The organism is Pedobacter sp. GQ55 (assembly GCF_059758925.1).
Genome location: NZ_JCAXEI010000009.1, coordinates 152,125 through 169,990, shown reverse-complemented (window position 1 = coordinate 169,990; position 17,866 = coordinate 152,125). Strand labels below are relative to the sequence as shown.

Sequence of the window (17,866 nt, the reverse complement as noted above, 5' to 3'; positions counted from 1 at the left end):
ATCCATCTGATATGCTCAATTTTAAAACGCTCAGCCTTGTAGCTCTACTGCCGTTGATCTTTTCCACGGCCCAGTCCCAGGAAACAAAAACCGTTTCTGTGAAGCGTAAGAATGATTACTTTACCGTCAGTGAAAAGTATGCTGTGCTTAAAACTGATCCAAACATTAAGCACGGGCCATATGCTGCAAGTATTTCTTCTTATTCAGAAAAAGGACAGTTTGAGCAAGGTGTCAAAGCTGGTGTATGGGAAGCCTATGCCGGCGGTAAAGTGGTTCAGAAATATGACTTCAAAACACAGACTTTCTTGCAGGACGATGTGCATAAAATGATCACTTCTGTCCAGCAGCTAGATGAACAGGGACAGGTGGTTAAAGAGCTGGGGAGCATTGGCGTATACCTTGGTGGTGATGCGAAGATTGTATCAGTACTGGTACGCAGTGTCCGGTATCCAGCAGATGCGCAGCAGAACAACGTACAGGGTTGGGTGGTAATTGAAGCTAAGATTGACAAGGAGGGCAAGTTGACCGAGGAAAAAGCCATCAGCACCAATGGTCATGGACTGGAAGAAGAAGGCCTGCGGGTTTTCAAATTACTCCCTTCAGACTGGCTTCCGGTTCAAGTGGAGGGCAAGCCCGTGGACGTCAGGGTTCAGCTTAAAATGGCTTTCCAGCTTTCCCATTTGCCTCCGCTTAAAAGCTAACAGATTTTGTGAATTCCACGGCGTCTTGACGGGCAAGTATGAACAGATCCTGGAGGGAGACACCTCCTATGCCAACTGACGCTTGTCCGGTATTATTAGCAGCAACAGATTTACTTCCGACATCTTCCAGACTTACCTTTTCGGGAGGCCGGGCCTCAGTAAAAGTTAGCACAGGAATCTCATCCTTTTCAGCAGTAAACTTTTTAGCGAACAAGGTATCGGTTATAATTAGCGCCAGGTAGTAACACACGTATCCGGCACCGGTGATGGTCATGAAAGTGACCCAGTTTAAATTCATAGTTTTAAGTTTTGAGTGTATTGTTTAATGATGTCTTTGAGTTCGGGATTGGTGTCGAACAGATGTTTAACAGAGAAAGCAACCAATCGGATGTTGTCTACCCCCGTTGCCATTTTGAAATGACTGACCAGTTTGGCTGTAGCATCATCCAGCTTGACATGTACCATTGCCCGGTTTGTTGAGCTGTCGTAATTTTGAATCAAATGCAGCAAATTTGAACTGGAATCGTCAGGTAACTTTTTTGAAGATTTTAAGTTCCTGGCAACAAGAACTTTTGATTTTGTTGCTGGCCAGACCACCTCTGGTGTTGCCATGCGGTCGCGAAGCTGGTCGGCAAGGGATTTAATTTTGCTCATCGTAATCGTCGTTTAGCATTGCTGCGGTAAGGTCATCGAGGAGAAAAGCAAAGTGGGTTACGAACAATTGTTCGAGCACAGGTTCCACTACTGGTAAAATCAATTCAGGAGTTGCAAAAGTGCTCACCCGCTGGAAGTCGATCCGGTCCGGAAGTGCTGTCATGACAGAACCAAATTTTCGAAGTTGCTCTTCGACATCAGTTTGAGTTTCATAGCGGACGTTAGCTTTAATGCGGTTTGGCACAAACACTATGTCCAGCTCCGGGTTAATTTTATTGAGCACAACAGCAAACAGGATTGTCGATTTGAAGCTGAATTCGTCATAAGAAAACGGACAGATTACAAGATCCGCTCCCTGAAACACCGGAATCAATCCATCATCATCAAGTTTACCTGGCAGATCGATGAGTACCAAGTCGTTCGGATTCTCACTGAGCACAGGTTGTAGCTCAGTATACTTTTCCAGACTGGCTGCAATCACCTGATAAGCTTCCTGATTTTCCAAGAGTTTAGCCCGCTCAAATTTTTGAGCGAGGGACTGTTGGTAGTCCATATCGAGCACGGTGACATTACAGTTTTTCCGCGAAGTCAGAAAGTTTGCCAGCAATAAAGTGAGCGTACTTTTCCCTGCACCACCTTTCTGGTTTCCAATTAGTATGATCATAAATTAAGGATTAAGTTTTACCTGGTATTGGTTCTGGCTTGTTTTGATCGGCGGCGGTTACGGCCATGTATCGCTTCGTCATCAACATCATCTGAGATGTTGATATCTATTGGTGGCTCATAGGGCGTGAACGTCCTTTCAGGACAAAGCGAGCCATCTGGAGAAAATGGCAAATGTTCTATAACCATTTCGTGAGGCAGGTATGGAATATTACCTGTCAAATCGGATCGGTACGGAGCTGTTCTGCTGGTTGCAATACCCAAGTCTTCAGTTAAAATTTGTAAGTCCATAATTTCCCCTCCTTTAAAAACATTGCCCTTAGCATGATCCAATATGGAATATCCATATGGGGCTTTGCCGGACTTACTATGAAAGATCAGCTGAATACCCAATTTATCCTTCAAGAAAACAGCAAGATCAGAGGTGTATTTAATCGTTTCTATTTGCAAACCACCTGGCAATGGAACGGTTTCCGGGCGAAGCTGAGCGGAATGCATTCGGCGGAATTTATGAAGGAATGCCGTGATTTGGCTTGCCCTTTCCTGGTTAACTTGATAGTTAGCTTTTCGTTGAGAAAGGAAGGCAAGATCCACTTCAAGTAAGTTCTGACCAAATTTGAACATTTCGAGTTTTCCTTGTTCGTCGCTCAGGGCGTAGCCCACAGATTCCAGGATCATCATGAATTGTACTTTAGTCTGGAAGTTATATTTCAATGCTTTTTCCAGGTCATCTTTAGCTTTTTGAACTGGATCGAGCTTCAAAATATTATTGATTGCCGTTTGTGCACGAATCCTTTCATAAGCACTATTAATCTTTTTACCAGTAACTATGTCAACTCTGGTTGAGACAATGTGCACATGATGGTTTCGGGTATCCTTATGGAAAATGACAAGGTAAGGCTGGTCAGCATATCCCATTTGTTTCATCCATTTGCCTGCGATATCGGTCAGTTCTTCTTTGCTTTTTTCTTTCCCCTTTGCAGAAATAATGCAATGGAGCTGGGGATATTGGATTCTTTTATTTCTGCCAGAAATTAGCTTCAGGTAATTGATGTAGTCCTGAGGCATGAGCTGAGAAAGGCCTTGCAGTGGACCGAAACCGGAGACCTTCGTTAGCTCACCCTTGTTTTTATCAACTTTATTGGTGTTATACCGTACCCCTTTAAACGTTTTGCTCTTGGCCAGAAACTTTACAATCATGAGCTTTATCCGCGGCTGTTGTCTCAGAGTGGTTAAGTTTTTCAAGCTGGGTTTTGATTTTGTCCCAGTTTTTGACCAATTCCTTTACCTGCGGTCGTATGGCATCGGCAAGTGCACAATGTCCAGCGAAATATCCAAAACGCCAGTATAAATTTGGATTAGGATAGAAATAGCGAAGCACATAATAAAACCACTTCAGGGAAAAGTACAGCCATAGGATTAATGCCAGCGTTGGCAGATCGATGATAAATTGTGTTTTCATAACGGTTATTGAGTTTATGGTAATTGAAAGTTGATTAGTTGAGCGATTGATTTGTTGAACCTTTGATTTGCTGAGTTCAACATTGAGTAGCTGAGTTCATGAGTTGATGAGATCTTGAACTTATGATTTCATTTACCCATCTGCCGGATGACTTTTCGAAGGGACACTTCAAGCAACATTTGGACCTCAATATGTTTTTGAAATAAGATCTCAAAACGTTCCATGATCTGCACGGACATCAATCCGCGTTTTTGCAAAGTATTCGCATACCGGGCTAATTGATTGATGTTGTTTCCGGTTCTGCCAAGTTCAGCGCCGACCAAATCAAGCTGGTTGATCATTGTTTTGGCGTTGACGACGATATTGGGAGTGCCACTAAGTAAACGCATTCGGATGATGTCCGTTTTACTGATACCCAGGGTTTTCTCCAAATCCATGATCAACATATACTCCTCGTCAGTAAAACGGACATCGACTTTTTTCGTCCGTTTGCCGCTTTTCATTAACGGCCTTCCTTTGAGCCGTATATATTTTTCTTCCATAAAGTCTGTGAGTTGCGAGCAGACTTAACTCCTTAATTACCCAGGAACGCAGAGACGCAGGTATTTAAGGCAAGATCACTTTTCGACTGTCAGGTGTTGCGGAGCAATTTCTGTCGGACGAAAAGACATCTTGCAAAGTAAAAGTCAAAGCAGGGTGCGAGTATGCAAACGGTTTGTTTTTGCTTTGCAGGTCACGGGTGAAAGCATTCATCTGGGATAAATTCATGAAATGAATTTCCGGTTTACCGGCCAATGTTTTTCATCCTTTCTGATTTGAGATCTGCGACCAGTTTGTCGTTGTAATCGTTGTGGTTTTGGTAGAGGGCGGATTTGTCGACGGAATAGGGTAGCGCTACTTTCCAATCACGCATGGCTTTATGCCCTGCGGGATCATGATCCATGTAAATTTCAATATCGGAAAACTGCTTTGCTTTTTGGATTCCTGATTCCAGCATTGCCAGTGAGTTGAGTACCAACACGCTTTTTGTAGAATGTGGGTATTCAGTTTTCCAGCTGAGATAGTTGAAATACCCTTCGAATACTGCAAGCTGTCGCGAATCACCGGGTAGTAAAGTGATGGCTTTCTTGCCCAGACATCCTTTAAAGTATTTGTTTCGTACTTCCCAGCCACCGAGTTCGTTTTGCCATCCTGCAGCGAAATAGTTTTTGCGGAGTTTCTTTTCGTCCTCGACGAAATAATGGACTTCTTTTATGGTAGTACTGGCGGCTTCGAAAACACCGCGGTAATTGAGATATGCGTTGATTCCTTCTGATGTGCCAAATGGTTTGATTTCCTGGATTTGGTAGTTAGGTAGTTTTATAGCTGTGCGGATGCGTGGGCGCTGAGTTTGTGAGTTTTTGATTTCAGAATTGCCAATGGTGAGATTGCAGATGCCTTCAACCTTTTCGATGGCTTCTTTGAAGGAAATGTTTTTCCAGTATAGTTGTGCGAAGTCGAGGATATTGCCGCCTTTGCCCATGCCGTGGTCAAACCAAACTCCTAATTTTTCATTTACGGCAAAAGAAGCGTTGGTATCGGAATCGCGGAGCATGCTGATGTACATGGTTTCTTTGGCGGGTTTGCCGTGTGGTGAAAATCCGAGGCGGTTTAAGAAGTCAGTTAATGAAACATTGCTTTTAATGTGCTTTGCTTTTTCTGTCAGGGAAATCATGATTTCAAAGAATTATTAAGTTTATTAATCTATTATATTGGCCGCAATACCGGACATCAATCAGGGTGGGATAGAGATTAGGGCCAATTTTCACAGCGCAATACCGGACATTGTGTAGGGTACGAACCAAATTGAATTTAAACCGGCGCAAAAGCGGACATCAAATGGCTGAACCGGCGCAATACCGGACTTTAAAGCCGCAATGCTGGACATCTAGTCTATACTTTACCGCAATAGTGGACAAGCATCCGCAGAAACGGACATCTGAGGCGCACTAGCGGACAAGCTCCCGGAAGGGTTTCAGAAATTCGTTACTCTTGATCAGTAGGATTGCATAAGTATGCGTAATGGTCAGATTCAGGGTTATATAATAAGCCTGGGCGAGAACCTGGGCCTTTGCCTCAGTATCGATATGTGACGATACCAACCATGCCTGAAAGGGATCTTCATCTATAATTAGCTGGGATGTTTTTTTTGCTGCATGGATGCTACGAAGGCCGGACATTAGCCTGAAATAGAAATTATGCTCCAGCTGAAATGACCTTTTGGTAACCGGAGTAAAGAAACTCAATCGAACCATAAATGAGGCACTACTCAAAAACTCAAAGTGCATAGGGAATTGTCCGATACCACATATGATATTGAGCATTCTAAATAAGCTCTGCTTTTTATGCGATGGTTTGGGATCGGTGATATCAGCAAAATGACAAAGCCGGTCTATTGGTAAAATAGTTTCAGTCTGACCAGTTGTGGTCAGCACATGACTCAGTTTGGATAGATAGAGCAGTAGCTTTTTGCGTCCCTCACCGCTACGTCCTTTACCTACGAGGCGATAACTTTCAACATCTAAGGTATAATACCTGCTGAGGAACCCTTGCAACAATTCATCAGAAAGCCTGATCTCGTAGATTTTCTGCTCTTTGTCTTTTCGATTGAAATTCAGTTTAAGGTCTTTCAGTATCGGGAAATTGTGCATTTCGATGACTGAATCTTTTTCTTTTACATCATACCGGGTAGAAAAGATGATGTTTCGTTCCATCATACTGTATAAGGCGTAGTCAATGATCGTATTGAACGCATAGCCACGAATTACCGGAGCCAGGATTTTGCCGGAGGCAATGTCAGGATGAATGAGCGCAAGTTCCTGTCTACGACGCCCGGTTTGTTTGCAAAAATCCTGAAGGGTAAACCTGGTATAACCGAACAAGTCTGTTTTCAACCGCCGAGAGATAAAGACAATGAAATCTTGTACCAGTCCAGCCTGCGAACCAAAGGATCGCTGAATATCTTTGATATTATCTGCAACTGCCCGGTCTATCCGGCTTAATGAGTTTATGTCCATTTACTAACCCTATCAGAAGTACATTACTAAATCCCTGGCGTATTTGATTGCCTCAGCTTCGATGCGGTCGATCCGCCAACAGGCTGAATGATCACCATCTTTCCGGGGTGTGATCAAACCTTGCTCGATCCAGGACTCAATGTTGTGACGGCCGTATTCACGGAAAGCTTGGGATTTGGTTAAGTACGGTTTGAATTTACCTGTACGGCAAAGGGTTTGTTTAGCGCCGAGTTCGGCGGCTTTTTGCAATAAAAGGATGAGTGTATGATTTGACAGTTGATACATAAGTTGTATGTACGGTGAGGCTTGCTTTGCGGTGAGTTGAATTGATGAGGTGTTGAATAATTGAAAGGATGGCTTGATGATTAGCAAGATCAAGAGATCCCACCAAAGTTGGGATGGGGAAAGCCCATTGTACAGTGGAAGATCCTGAGATAGATATACTTTGCAGCTAATCCGAGGTCAGGATGAAAAGCTGTAGAAATACAAAAGGGAGACTGGATGTAAGTCCAAGTCTCCCTTTGCCTTCTGAGGTGTACACACGTAGGAATTTACCTTCCTTGCCGAAACCGGCTGCCTATGGTTCACTAACATCCTGCCAATAGATTCTTCAAAATCAGTTGGGAATGGATGGCAACTGCACTTTAGTTTTCTGGCATTGCCAGAATAACGCTTCTACCCAGCAGGAGAAAGAACAGATAGGAGATAACGATCTAAGAAACCCCTATCTTTCAGAGACTGGCAGATATGTTGTTCTGTTGCGGGCCCTGGCCACCGCTTCAAGCTTTAAGCGGTCAATAAACTTTTTGGAGCTATTGCCACGGTGCTTAACCGGGTTGATCAGACCTTCTGAGATCCAGCGTTCGACGTTGGACTGACCATACAGGCGAAATGCCTGTGCCTTGGTTAACGTGTCCGGTAACTGGCCGGATGCGATCAAAGCTTTGTCGGTCCCGCCGATCACTGCATCTTTCAACAGAAAACTAAATTCTTTCAGTTTCATGGCAGCAAAGAAATGATGTGGATTTGAAAGCGAATGGTCTATACGCGGCGTATCCGCCATTAGGAGACTTAAGGTAATTGACATACAGCGTTATAGCGGCGCATACAACCACCAGCGTTTTTAACTGATGTATTTACCTACTATGCTAAGAAATATTTATGTTTGTAATTATAAAATATTTTATAGCGACGGCTATTTGAACTTGTCTTGGAAATCTGGTAAATTTTAAAGAAGTACAAGGAAAATGATGCTGCTCGCCTGCGCAATAGCGTGGGCGCAGCTGTTTTCTGTACTTCGGGCTTACCAGAGCCTCCAAGACGGATTATGGTTGTGTCCCACGCTATTTCGTTTTACAGGACTGTTGAGGGACAGGCAGTATAAATATGAAATACCAATGAGGGATTGTAATGTAACTGTACTAACTGAGAATATAGATAATCTCAGTTTGAGTTTGGAATTTAAACAAGCTGCAAAGATGCAAGGATATAAAAGTTTAAAAGACCTGGTACATATACGGACAGCTGACCTGGAAAGGAAGCCCGGCTTTAATATACTGCTGATCCATGAGTATGTTAATTTTATGGAATCAGCAGGGTTTGGGAGTTTGATAGATCCACGCCTAGTGTAAAAGCAAAATGATTGATTTTAAAAGAATAATTGCGTAAATTTAATGTACATCCCCATATAGATTCACGGCATAAAAAAACTGAATGATCATGCGCATGCACGATACAAATAGCTTAGCCTTAGAAAGGGAACTGCTTGAAAAAATAGCAGTAAGGGACGAGCTTGCATTCGGTACAATCTATTATCAATACCACAAAAAGATCTACACATTTTCTTTGCGATTGCTAAAGTCAAAACAAATGGCTGAGGAAGTGGTACAGGAAAGTTTTTTAAAGCTCTGGCTGATGGGTGATGCGCTAAACAAAATCAGCAATGTTGAAGCTTACCTGGTTACACTTGCCAGGAACCGCTCATTAGATGCATTGCGCAAACAACAGAGGGAAATCAAATCTGGTCTAACTAATACAAAACTTTGGACAGAAGAACATAACGAGACAGAAGAATCGATCATTTTAAATGACACCAAAGAGCTTCTACAAGCAGGTATCGAATTGTTGCCGCCTCAGCAAAAATTAGTATATCAACTCTGTCATCAGGAAGGTTTAAAATATGAGGAAGCCGCTGAAAAACTTAACCTGTCTCCACTGACCGTTAAAACACACATGCAACATGCGCTGCGTTTTTTACGCGCACACATCCTTAAAAACAGCGATATCGCGGTTACTATCCTTCTTTTAAAAATACTTTAAAATTTATTTTCATTTCCATTACTCCGAAGGCCATATGAGATTCGTCTTATACCAAAGAGATGTTAACTAAATGTGATCAAATTGCTAAATCATCACAAAAAATGGAAAGAGAACGACTAACATATTTATATCAACAATATCTGCAAGGTAAAGCGAGCTCTGAAGAACTCGATGAGTGGCAAAAAATTATACATGACCCTTCACTAAAAGATGCATTAGGAAATATCATTGATAATAGCTATTACCAAATATTAGAGAAAGACTTACAGCACTTAGACGGAAACCGCTCAGAAGAGATTTATCGCCATATTATCAACCATCCCTCTGATGCAAATAGAATAACTAAAAAACTTTGGCCAAAAATCTTAATCGCTGCGGCCGTTGCTACTATGATTGCTTCTGCAGGAATATGGTTTTTCAATAATAAAAATGAAGTCGCCACGGATCAAATCGTTAAAATAAATGACATTGCTCCCGGCAAACAAGGCGCTACCTTGACCCTTGCCAGTGGTAAGAATATCAGATTAACTGATGCCGCTAACGGTGAGTTGGCTAAGGAGGCTGGTGTAACCATTACTAAATCAGCAAATGGCCAATTGGTATATGAAATTAAAGGATCGAAAACTGAGCCAAATAAACTAAATACTTTATCTACAGCTAAAGGAGAAACATACCAAGTGCGTTTGCCGGATGGATCTTTGGTTTGGCTAAATGCCGCTTCAAGTTTAACTTACTCTGCCACCCTAATTGAGAACGGGGTGCGCAGGGTAAAACTTGATGGTGAAGGTTACTTCGAAATTGCAAAAGATAAAGCTCATCCCTTTATTGTGAGCACCACAAAACAAGATGTTGAAGTTCTAGGCACTCATTTTAATGTAAACGGATATGTTGACGAACCTTTAACTAAAACAAGCTTGTTAGAGGGGTCGGTAAAAATTAATGAAAATTCTTTATTGAGGCCAGGAGAACAAGCAACAACAAACAAAGAAAAGAAAACTACAATTGCGGCATTTGACGGCGACAAAGCAATCGCCTGGAAAAATGGAAAGTTTGTGTTTGAATACGAACCAATTGAAGGCGTAATGCGAAAATTATCACGTTGGTATGATGCAGAAATAATATATCAAGGCGACTTCTCAAGTAAAACATTTACTGGTTCGATCAGCCGATTTGATAACATATCAAAAATATTGGAAAAGATTACCTATACACAAGATGTTCACTTTAAAATAGAAGGGAGGAAAATTACAGTTATGCCATAGACTTCTACAAAACGACTGGCTAGAATGTAAAGAAGCGGGAATGATTCGACCTACTCCCGCCCTTTGCGCCTGGTTCAGTTAAAAATCATCCTTGCGAGACAATCAACATCAACAAGAACCAAACAACCAAAGTTAATGAAAATTAATCAAAAAATTGGGGTATATGCCTATCGGCAAACCCGACAAATTTTGCGAATTATGAAGCTAACCATACTCATAATGACAATTTTCCTTTTGCAGGTAAGTGCATCTAGCAATGCTCAAATCACTTTAAATGCAAAACAGGAATCACTACGCAAGGTGCTTGAAAAAATCAGCAGACAAAGCGGTTATGATTTTGTCTATAGTGACCAAACTATAAATAAAGCCAATCCGGTTGATCTAAAAATTAATAACGCGACCATTGAAACGGCATTACAAGGTGCATTTGCAGGCCAACCATTGATCTACGAAGTTTCAGATAAGACTGTAATGATTAAACGCAAAGATGAGAAATCATATCTGGAAACAGTAATAGCAAGACTTCAAGCTATTGATGTCCATGGTGTGGTGATTGATGAGAACAATCAGTATTTAGCGGGTGCTACGGTGCGGGTAAAGGGTGGTAAGGGTACCGCACTGACGAACGCTAAAGGTGAGTTTTACATCAAGAATGTAGACGAGGGAGCGGTTTTGGAGTTCACTTATATTGGGTATAAGCTGAAAGAGGTGAAGGCTGTGGATGATATTGGATTTGTGAAGTTGGAGCTTAGTGATTCGAAATTGGACGAGGTTCAGGTCATGGCATATGGCGTTACTAACCGAAGATTAAGTACCGGTACTATTGATGGGATTTCTGCAAAGGATATAGAAAAACAGAACATCAACAATCCATTGCTGGCACTTCAGGCTAGGATACCAGGCATGAACATTATGCCATCCAATGGAACGCCCAATGCGGCTGTTAATATCCGGATTAGGGGACAAAACAGTATTGTTGGCAGGCGTGATGACGGTACAATTACTACGGAGCCACTGATCATTATCGATGGCATTCCTTATGAAAATAATATTTTTACCGCTAATCGAAGCATGGGGAACACGACTGCCTCGTCTGCTTTAAGCTTTCTCAATCCCAGTGACATTGCTTCAATAGATGTGCTGAAAGACGCGGATGCCACTTCTATTTATGGTTCTAGGGGCGCCAATGGGGTAATCCTCATCACTACGAAAAAAGGTAAGGTGGGAGATTCCAGAATCTCGATAAATGCTTCATCTGGTTTTGGAGAGGTAGCGAAGAAAATGAATTTGCTTAATACTCAACAATACCTGGAAATGAGAAAGGAGGCTTATAAAAATGACGGAATTGATTTCGATGTTGCGCCTTATGATGATCCTGCACGGAGAAATGAGCTTGCACCCGACCTTTTTGTGTGGGACCAGAATCGTTATACAGATTGGCAGGAGGTATTCTGGGGAGGAAAGGCTAAATCAGATCAACTTCAGGCATCTGTATCAGGCGGTTTAACAAACTTTCAATATTTGTTCAATTTGGGATACAACCGCCAGGGATATGTTTTGCCAGGTTCTACAAATTTTGATAATGCAACCGGACGCTTAAATTTGACAGCCAGTACACCAAATCAAAAATTCAGGATAGCACTCAATACGGGTTATACCAATAACCAGAATAAGATTTTAAATGTTCTGCCGTCCATACTATTACCTCCAAATGCTCCTTCTATTTATAATGAAAACGGACAGTTGAACTGGCAGTCTAATCCTGTTACTGGATTAGCTACTTGGGAGAATCCATTTGCTGCTACACAAAATCCACAAAATGCAAATACTACCGTTTTAAATTTTAGTGTTGACCTACAATATAAAATTACATCAAATTTAATTTTAACAACTCTAACTGGACTAAGCGAACTCAAAGGTAATTTTTATAGCAAAAGTATGTTAACGTCATTTGATCCGAAGCGGGTAGAAATAGAGGGAAATGTATTAAGGCGATATGATTACAATACTAATTCTTCACTTTCTCGAAGCATTGAACCTCAACTTCAGTACAACGGCATCCTGTTAAAGGGACGTTTTACAGCATTAATAGGAAGTACTCTTCAATATCAAAAAAGTGATTTTGTCGGTTTGATTGCCTCAAATTTTGCGAGTGATGCGTTAGTCGGCAACTTAACTGCTGCAAATGATATTTATAGTAATGGTCACACTGAAAACGAATATAAATATAACGCAATTTTTGGACGATTGAGCTACAATTGGAATGATAAGTATTTAACAAGCTTTAATATACGTCGCGATGGTAGCAGTCGATTTGGCCCTAATCGGCAGTTTGGTACTTTTTGGTCGGTGGCAGGTGCTTGGCTATTTACAAGTGAAGAGTTCTTTAAAAAGATTACCCACATTTTGAGTTTTGGGAAACTTAGATCCAGTTATGGAACAACAGGTAGTGATCGAATTGGTGACTATAAGTTTCTGGAAAATTATATAATTCAGAATTCTAATCAAAGTTATCAAGGAGTGAAATCGTTGCAGATCCAAGGTGTAGCCAATCCTTTTTACAGTTGGGAAAATGTAAATAAAGCAGAATTCGGGTTAGATCTTGGATTTTTTAAAGACCGAATACTTTTTAATTTTGGATATTTTCGTAATCGCACGTCAAACCAACTTGGCCGACAATATCTTCCCCAAACAGCTGGGAATTCTGCAAACTCCTTTATTGCCAATCAAACCGCGAATATTGAGAATTCGGGATGGGAATTTGCTTTTAACACAATTAATGTTGAGGGTAAAAATTTCAAATGGTCTACTTCGATAAACTTTAGTTATCTAAAAAATAAGCTTTTGGCATTGCCAACAACAGGATTCTTTATTCAATCGTATGAAAATGAACCAATTGGTAAGCCATTTGTTGGTTTGACAAACCTTTTCTCATACAGGGGTATCAACCAAAATACAGGCTATTACGAATTCGAGGGGTCTGATGAAAATGGGGATGGAATCCCTGAAAATTCTTCAACTGTTCCAAACTCAGTTAAGACTATTTATATAAATCCAAATCGTTTTGGAGGCATTACAAATTCTTTTTCATTGGGTGGACTAAGTTTGGACTTTACTTTTCAATTTACTAAGCAGTTGGGGCTAGTTGATTTATTTAGTTATTCAACAACACCAGGTATTTTTTCAGAAACAGGAGGTAATCAATCTGTCGAGGTAATGAAAAGATGGAGGCAACTTGGTGATGATGGTAATATTCAGAAGTTTAGTTCGGTTGGAGGAAGTGATGGTGATTTAGCTTATCAGAATGCACGAAATAGTGATCTTGCCTACGGAGATGCATCTTTTATCAGATTGAAGAATGCAAGTTTATCTTATACATTTCCTAAGTCAATCTTGACAAAGGCCAAGTTGGAAAATCTTCGTCTTTATTTACAGGGACAGAATCTCTGGACAATCACGAGATATAATGGACTTGACCCTGAAACAGTAGGGGGATTAGTAGGTTCAGGCATTCCTCAATTGAGGGTTTTTACTGTAGGTCTTAATGTAAATTTTTAAATATTCAACATGAAAAAAGTTGTAATTTTCTTTGGAATAAATGTTATGGTATCATTCCTAGGCTGTAAAAAACTTGTGGAAATAGAATTGCCAAAAGATAGACAGTCAGCCGAAACAGTGTACAGTAATCCAGAAACTGCATCACTAGTGATGACGGGTGTTTTTCAAGATATGGGGCAAATGAGTTCGGGTGGGCTTGCGGGTCCAAACGGAATATCTATCGGATTTGGTCTTATAGCGGACGACTTAGTTACACTGTCCCATAATTTGGTTATGTATTTGAACACTCCAACGTCCTTTAGTAAAGGCAATGCTTTCTGGAATACCATTTATGGCAAACATTTGTTCACCATAAATTCAATTATAGAAGGGTTATCTAAATCAAAAGAATTGAATCAAACGGCGAAGGATAAACTTTCCGGGGAAGCGAAATTTACCCGAGCTTTCTTATTTTTTTATCTTGTAAATATCTACGGAGATGTTCCGTTAGTACTTACCACAGATTTTAAAATCAATTCCAATATCTCTAGAAGTCCAAATAACTTTGTATATGAACAGATTATTTCCGATCTTTTGGAAGCTCAACTACTGTTAAGCGATCAATATTTGGGCGCAAATTTAAATATTGATCCACTACAGGAACGCGTACGGCCAAATAAGGCTGCTGCCACGGCTTTGCTAGCGCGAGTATACCTTTACACCGGGCAATGGCAGAAAGCAGAAGACGAAGCAACTAAATTAATTTCAAATCAAGGTGTTTACCAGCTTGTGCCACTTAATGATGTTTTTCTAAAGAATAGTAAGGAGACTATTTTTGCTTTACAACCGAATATATCTAATGCTAGCAATGTTAACACATTAGAAGGAAATACAATTATTCCCCTACCAAATACTATTCCTAGGATATTCCTCAGCTCCTTCACCTTAGAGACATTTGAGGAAAATGATCTTCGGAAATCGGCATGGACCAAAACAGTAACATCAGGTAACTCGTCATACACTATTCCATTTAAATACAAAGTGAGGCAAAGTAACATACAAACGGAGTATGTGATGGTATTAAGGCTTGCAGAGCAATATTTAGTGCGTGGTGAAGCCAGAATTCGAAACAACAAAATCTCGGAAGGTATAGCTGATCTGAATTCACTCAGAACTAGGGCAAGTCGTCTAAGTCCGAATAATTTAGCTGAATTACCTACTGATGTTACTCAATCGATCGCGCTGGAATTTGTAGCCAAGGAACGCCAAAGTGAATTGTTTGGTGAATGGGGGCATCGATGGTTTGATTTGAAACGAACCGGAAAAATTGATGAGGTAATGAGAGTTAGAAACCCTTTAAAAATTATCGGCGGTGTATCAGCTAGTTGGTCTTCGTTCCAAGCCCTGCTACCTATCCCCATCGATGAGTTCAAATATAATTCTGGATTGAAAGGCCAGCAGAATTCGGGATATCCTGAAGTCGCACCTTAATCGAATTTAACATGGAAGTCGATATTGATCTCCATGTTAAAACTGAATTAATCATATTAAATATAGATAATGAAACTGATTATAAAACTGTTACTGCTAGCAATTGCAATGCCCGGTTTTGCCCAAAAAAAGTTGATTGACAACAATACTCCAGAGACTTGGGAAAAGCTGGAAAAGTACCAAATTAGTGATAACGGAAAATTTGTTTGGTATACACAGCGTTCAACAACTAAAGGGATTGAGGTTGTTTTGACTTCATCTAATGGCAAACTCAAAAAAAAAATTGAGGGAGGGGGAAATCCCATTTTTACTAATCGTGGAGAATACTTTATATACAATGTTTCTAGCGATACTATCCAGATAATTGAGCTCAATACCATGCAAGAATTTAGTTTATTGGGAAGGAATTATGCTGTTGCTGACTCAAAATCCGGTGTCTTAATTGCTTGTCAGAGTGATAGAAAATTGACGTTTATGAATTTGACGACAGGTGTACAGCGTATTTATCACGGCATACGAAAATTCGAGTTTTCGCCAGACGGTTCTGCGTTGATGCTCGTAAAGACACATGGCAAACAAAATCTTTTAATAAGAGTCAATAGCGGTACTCTTGAAAGCAAAATTATAAATATGGTTGTTTTGACATCGTGGCGTTTCGACTTTTCCGGTAATTCACTTATTTATCTTACAAAAGACAGTTTAGGGAATAAACTATGGTTGTTTAACATAAAGAACGATACCAATAAAATGTTATCATTTGAAGGTTTCGATAGTGATATAAAGAGTCCTAATGACCTCCTAAATTTCAGTCCTAATGGCAAAGTATTATATTTTAATATTCACAATCAGTTCAAATACTCAAAAATTAACGCAATAACCGATCACCTTAATGTGTGGAATTATAAGGATGAATACCCACAGTCAGCACAGTTTTTGCCAAAATATGAGTTATTGGATGCTAAACCAGTCTTTGCTTTGGATATCACCACCCTGAAAACAATTCCAGTAACTAATGATAGCTTAACATTGTTATATGAGGGACAATACAATGACAGGTATATGTTATTAGTAAATAAAGTCAATATAGACGAGGCTAATTATAGAAATGTCGACAGAAAATTGGTTCTGTTAGATATCAAAACTGGTAATAGAATACAAATTGCTATCAATCCCTCAAGAAAGCAACCCATTGAAATAACAGAAGATGAAAAATATGTGGTCTGGTATGACGATATTGTTCATAAGTATTGGTCGTATGATATAGCAAGTGGTTTAAAAAGAGATCTGAGTGGCAATATTCCCTATGATATGGATGATTTTAAGGACGTTGGACGGATGCGTCCGAATACAGACTTATTAGTTTATGGAAGTCATTTGATAAAGATAGGGAAACAGACAAATAAATTGATTCTATCTGATGAATATGATATTTGGGAAGTTGATCCTAGCGGTAAAATTGAGCCGATATGTTTGACAAATAAGGTCGGTAGATCGCTAGGTATAAGGTACCGAGTAACACCATCATTTTATGATAGAAAGGGCAAAAAAATAAGCTCGAATGTGATTTTGGTTGCTGGATTTAATTTAGCTACGAAAGAAAATGGAATTTTCTCTCTGAATTTAACGAACAAGAAGCGAATTAAAACTATTCTCCCTATGCAGGCAAGTCTATTTTATGGAGCAGGAGCAATGAGTTTTCTCCCACAAAAGGCTAAGAGTACAGATTCCTATTTGATAGTTCATCAAAATGCCAGTAAATCACCCAATCTCTATATTCATAATAAATCCGACAAAATCAAGGTTTCTAATATCCATCCGGAAGATAATTATTACTGGTATACTACAGAACTCCACAACTACAAGTTAGCCAATGGAACCAATAATCAGGGTATTTTATATAAACCAGAAAATTTCGATCCGGCAAAAAAATACCCAGTTATATTTTATTACTATGAAATAATGAGTTATACGTTAAACAAATTCATAGAACCTATTCAATCTCAATGTGAGCTGACGATTCCGTGGTATGTTAGTAATGGATACCTAGTATTTGTTCCTGATGTGACTCATCAGCGTCCCAATCCTGGAGACAGGATTTATGATTGCATTAGCTCTGCAGCAAAACATGTGAGTACAATTCCTTATGTGGACGCTAAACATATGGGCTTGCAGGGACATAGTTATGGGGGCTATGAGACTAATTTGATGATTACCAGGTCGAATCTGTTTGCAGCGGCACAATCATCAGCAGGATACTCTAACTATCTCAGTCAATATGGGACACTTCATTTTGGTGGAAAACCAGGATATTATATGATTGAAAATGGTCAAATAAATATGCCGGGCACGCCGTGGACAAATTTAGATTTGTATATCAATAATTCTCCGGTTTTTCATGCCAATCAAGTAGCTACACCTCTTTTGTTAATGCATGGAACCAAGGACGGCCAAGTTCCGATAACACAGTCACTGGAAATGTATTTTGCGCTTCGCAGGTTAAACAAACCTGTCTGGTTATTGGAATATGAAGATGAAGCACATTACCTGGAGAATGAAAAAAACATACAGGATTTTGCTATCCGGCAACAGCAGTTTTTTGATCATTATTTGAGAGGAAAGCCCATGCCGGTCTGGATGTCTCGTGGTGTGCCCTCATGGGAACGAGGAATTAAGTCCGGATTAGAACTAGATACCACACAAACTTCGAAATAACATAAACAC

General features: G+C 40.1%; 16 protein-coding genes. 7 read left to right on the top strand and 9 right to left on the bottom strand.

Annotated elements, in window-relative coordinates; genetic code table 11:
• Window positions 1-98: 98 nt before the first annotated feature.
• Window positions 99-701: an energy transducer TonB gene (locus AC6CH7_RS20985; RefSeq protein WP_498264589.1), complete on the top strand. Its 603-nt coding sequence runs from the start codon at window positions 99-101 to the stop codon at window positions 699-701.
• On the opposite strand, the gene AC6CH7_RS20980 is transcribed toward AC6CH7_RS20985, so the two are convergent.
• The 9 genes from AC6CH7_RS20980 to AC6CH7_RS20940 form a co-directional block, all read right to left on the bottom strand.
• Window positions 691-999: a hypothetical protein gene (locus AC6CH7_RS20980; protein ID WP_498264588.1), complete on the bottom strand. Its 309-nt coding sequence runs from the start codon at window positions 997-999 to the stop codon at window positions 691-693. The genes AC6CH7_RS20985 and AC6CH7_RS20980 overlap by 11 nt on opposite strands.
• Window positions 996-1,355: a hypothetical protein gene (locus AC6CH7_RS20975; RefSeq protein WP_498264587.1), complete on the bottom strand. Its 360-nt coding sequence runs from the start codon at window positions 1,353-1,355 to the stop codon at window positions 996-998. Before AC6CH7_RS20975 ends, AC6CH7_RS20980 begins: the two co-directional genes overlap by 4 nt.
• The gene (locus AC6CH7_RS20970) at window positions 1,342-2,019 is read right to left on the bottom strand and encodes a ParA family protein (RefSeq protein ID WP_498264586.1); all 678 of its coding nucleotides are present in this window, start codon (window positions 2,017-2,019) and stop codon (window positions 1,342-1,344) included. The genes AC6CH7_RS20975 and AC6CH7_RS20970 overlap by 14 nt, the downstream gene beginning before the upstream one ends.
• Window positions 2,020-2,036: 17 nt before the next feature.
• On the bottom strand, window positions 2,037-3,218 hold the full coding sequence (locus tag AC6CH7_RS20965; protein ID WP_498264585.1) for a relaxase/mobilization nuclease domain-containing protein: 1,182 nt from the start codon (window positions 3,216-3,218) through the stop codon (window positions 2,037-2,039).
• Complete coding sequence (locus AC6CH7_RS20960; protein ID WP_498264584.1) at window positions 3,181-3,480, bottom strand: hypothetical protein; 300 nt, start codon at window positions 3,478-3,480, stop codon at window positions 3,181-3,183. The genes AC6CH7_RS20965 and AC6CH7_RS20960 overlap by 38 nt, the downstream gene beginning before the upstream one ends.
• Before the next feature lie 128 nt (window positions 3,481-3,608).
• On the bottom strand, window positions 3,609-4,022 hold the full coding sequence (locus AC6CH7_RS20955; RefSeq protein WP_498264583.1) for a plasmid mobilization protein: 414 nt from the start codon (window positions 4,020-4,022) through the stop codon (window positions 3,609-3,611).
• Between the two features lie 242 nt (window positions 4,023-4,264).
• A complete protein-coding gene (locus AC6CH7_RS20950) occupies window positions 4,265-5,194 on the bottom strand; it encodes a DUF8464 domain-containing protein (RefSeq protein WP_498264582.1) in 930 nt (309 codons plus the stop codon).
• A 274-nt stretch (window positions 5,195-5,468) separates the two neighbouring features.
• Complete coding sequence (locus tag AC6CH7_RS20945; protein WP_498264581.1) at window positions 5,469-6,536, bottom strand: hypothetical protein; 1,068 nt, start codon at window positions 6,534-6,536, stop codon at window positions 5,469-5,471.
• A gap of 724 nt (window positions 6,537-7,260) precedes the next feature.
• A complete protein-coding gene (locus AC6CH7_RS20940) occupies window positions 7,261-7,623 on the bottom strand; it encodes a hypothetical protein (protein ID WP_498264580.1) in 363 nt (120 codons plus the stop codon).
• Window positions 7,624-7,783: 160 nt separating this feature from the next.
• On the opposite strand from AC6CH7_RS20940, the gene AC6CH7_RS20935 reads away from it, so the two are divergent.
• The 6 genes from AC6CH7_RS20935 (at window position 7,784) to AC6CH7_RS20910 (ending at window position 17,857) form a co-directional block, all read left to right on the top strand.
• Window positions 7,784-8,167 (top strand): hypothetical protein, encoded by a 384-nt coding sequence (locus AC6CH7_RS20935; protein ID WP_498264579.1) that lies wholly within the window; start codon window positions 7,784-7,786, stop codon window positions 8,165-8,167.
• An 88-nt stretch (window positions 8,168-8,255) separates the two neighbouring features.
• Entirely contained in the window at window positions 8,256-8,855 is a 600-nt protein-coding gene (locus AC6CH7_RS20930; RefSeq protein ID WP_498264578.1) for an RNA polymerase sigma factor, read from the top strand.
• A 101-nt stretch (window positions 8,856-8,956) separates the two neighbouring features.
• On the top strand, window positions 8,957-10,117 hold the full coding sequence (locus AC6CH7_RS20925; protein ID WP_498264577.1) for a FecR family protein: 1,161 nt from the start codon (window positions 8,957-8,959) through the stop codon (window positions 10,115-10,117).
• 219 nt (window positions 10,118-10,336) lie between these two features.
• Window positions 10,337-13,675: a SusC/RagA family TonB-linked outer membrane protein gene (locus tag AC6CH7_RS20920; protein WP_498264576.1), complete on the top strand. Its 3,339-nt coding sequence runs from the start codon at window positions 10,337-10,339 to the stop codon at window positions 13,673-13,675.
• A 9-nt stretch (window positions 13,676-13,684) separates the two neighbouring features.
• Entirely contained in the window at window positions 13,685-15,145 is a 1,461-nt protein-coding gene (locus tag AC6CH7_RS20915) for a RagB/SusD family nutrient uptake outer membrane protein (RefSeq protein ID WP_498264575.1), read from the top strand.
• A 69-nt stretch (window positions 15,146-15,214) separates the two neighbouring features.
• Window positions 15,215-17,857, top strand: coding sequence for an alpha/beta hydrolase family protein (locus AC6CH7_RS20910; protein WP_498264574.1), 2,643 nt, complete (start codon window positions 15,215-15,217; stop codon window positions 17,855-17,857).
• Window positions 17,858-17,866 lie beyond the last annotated feature (9 nt).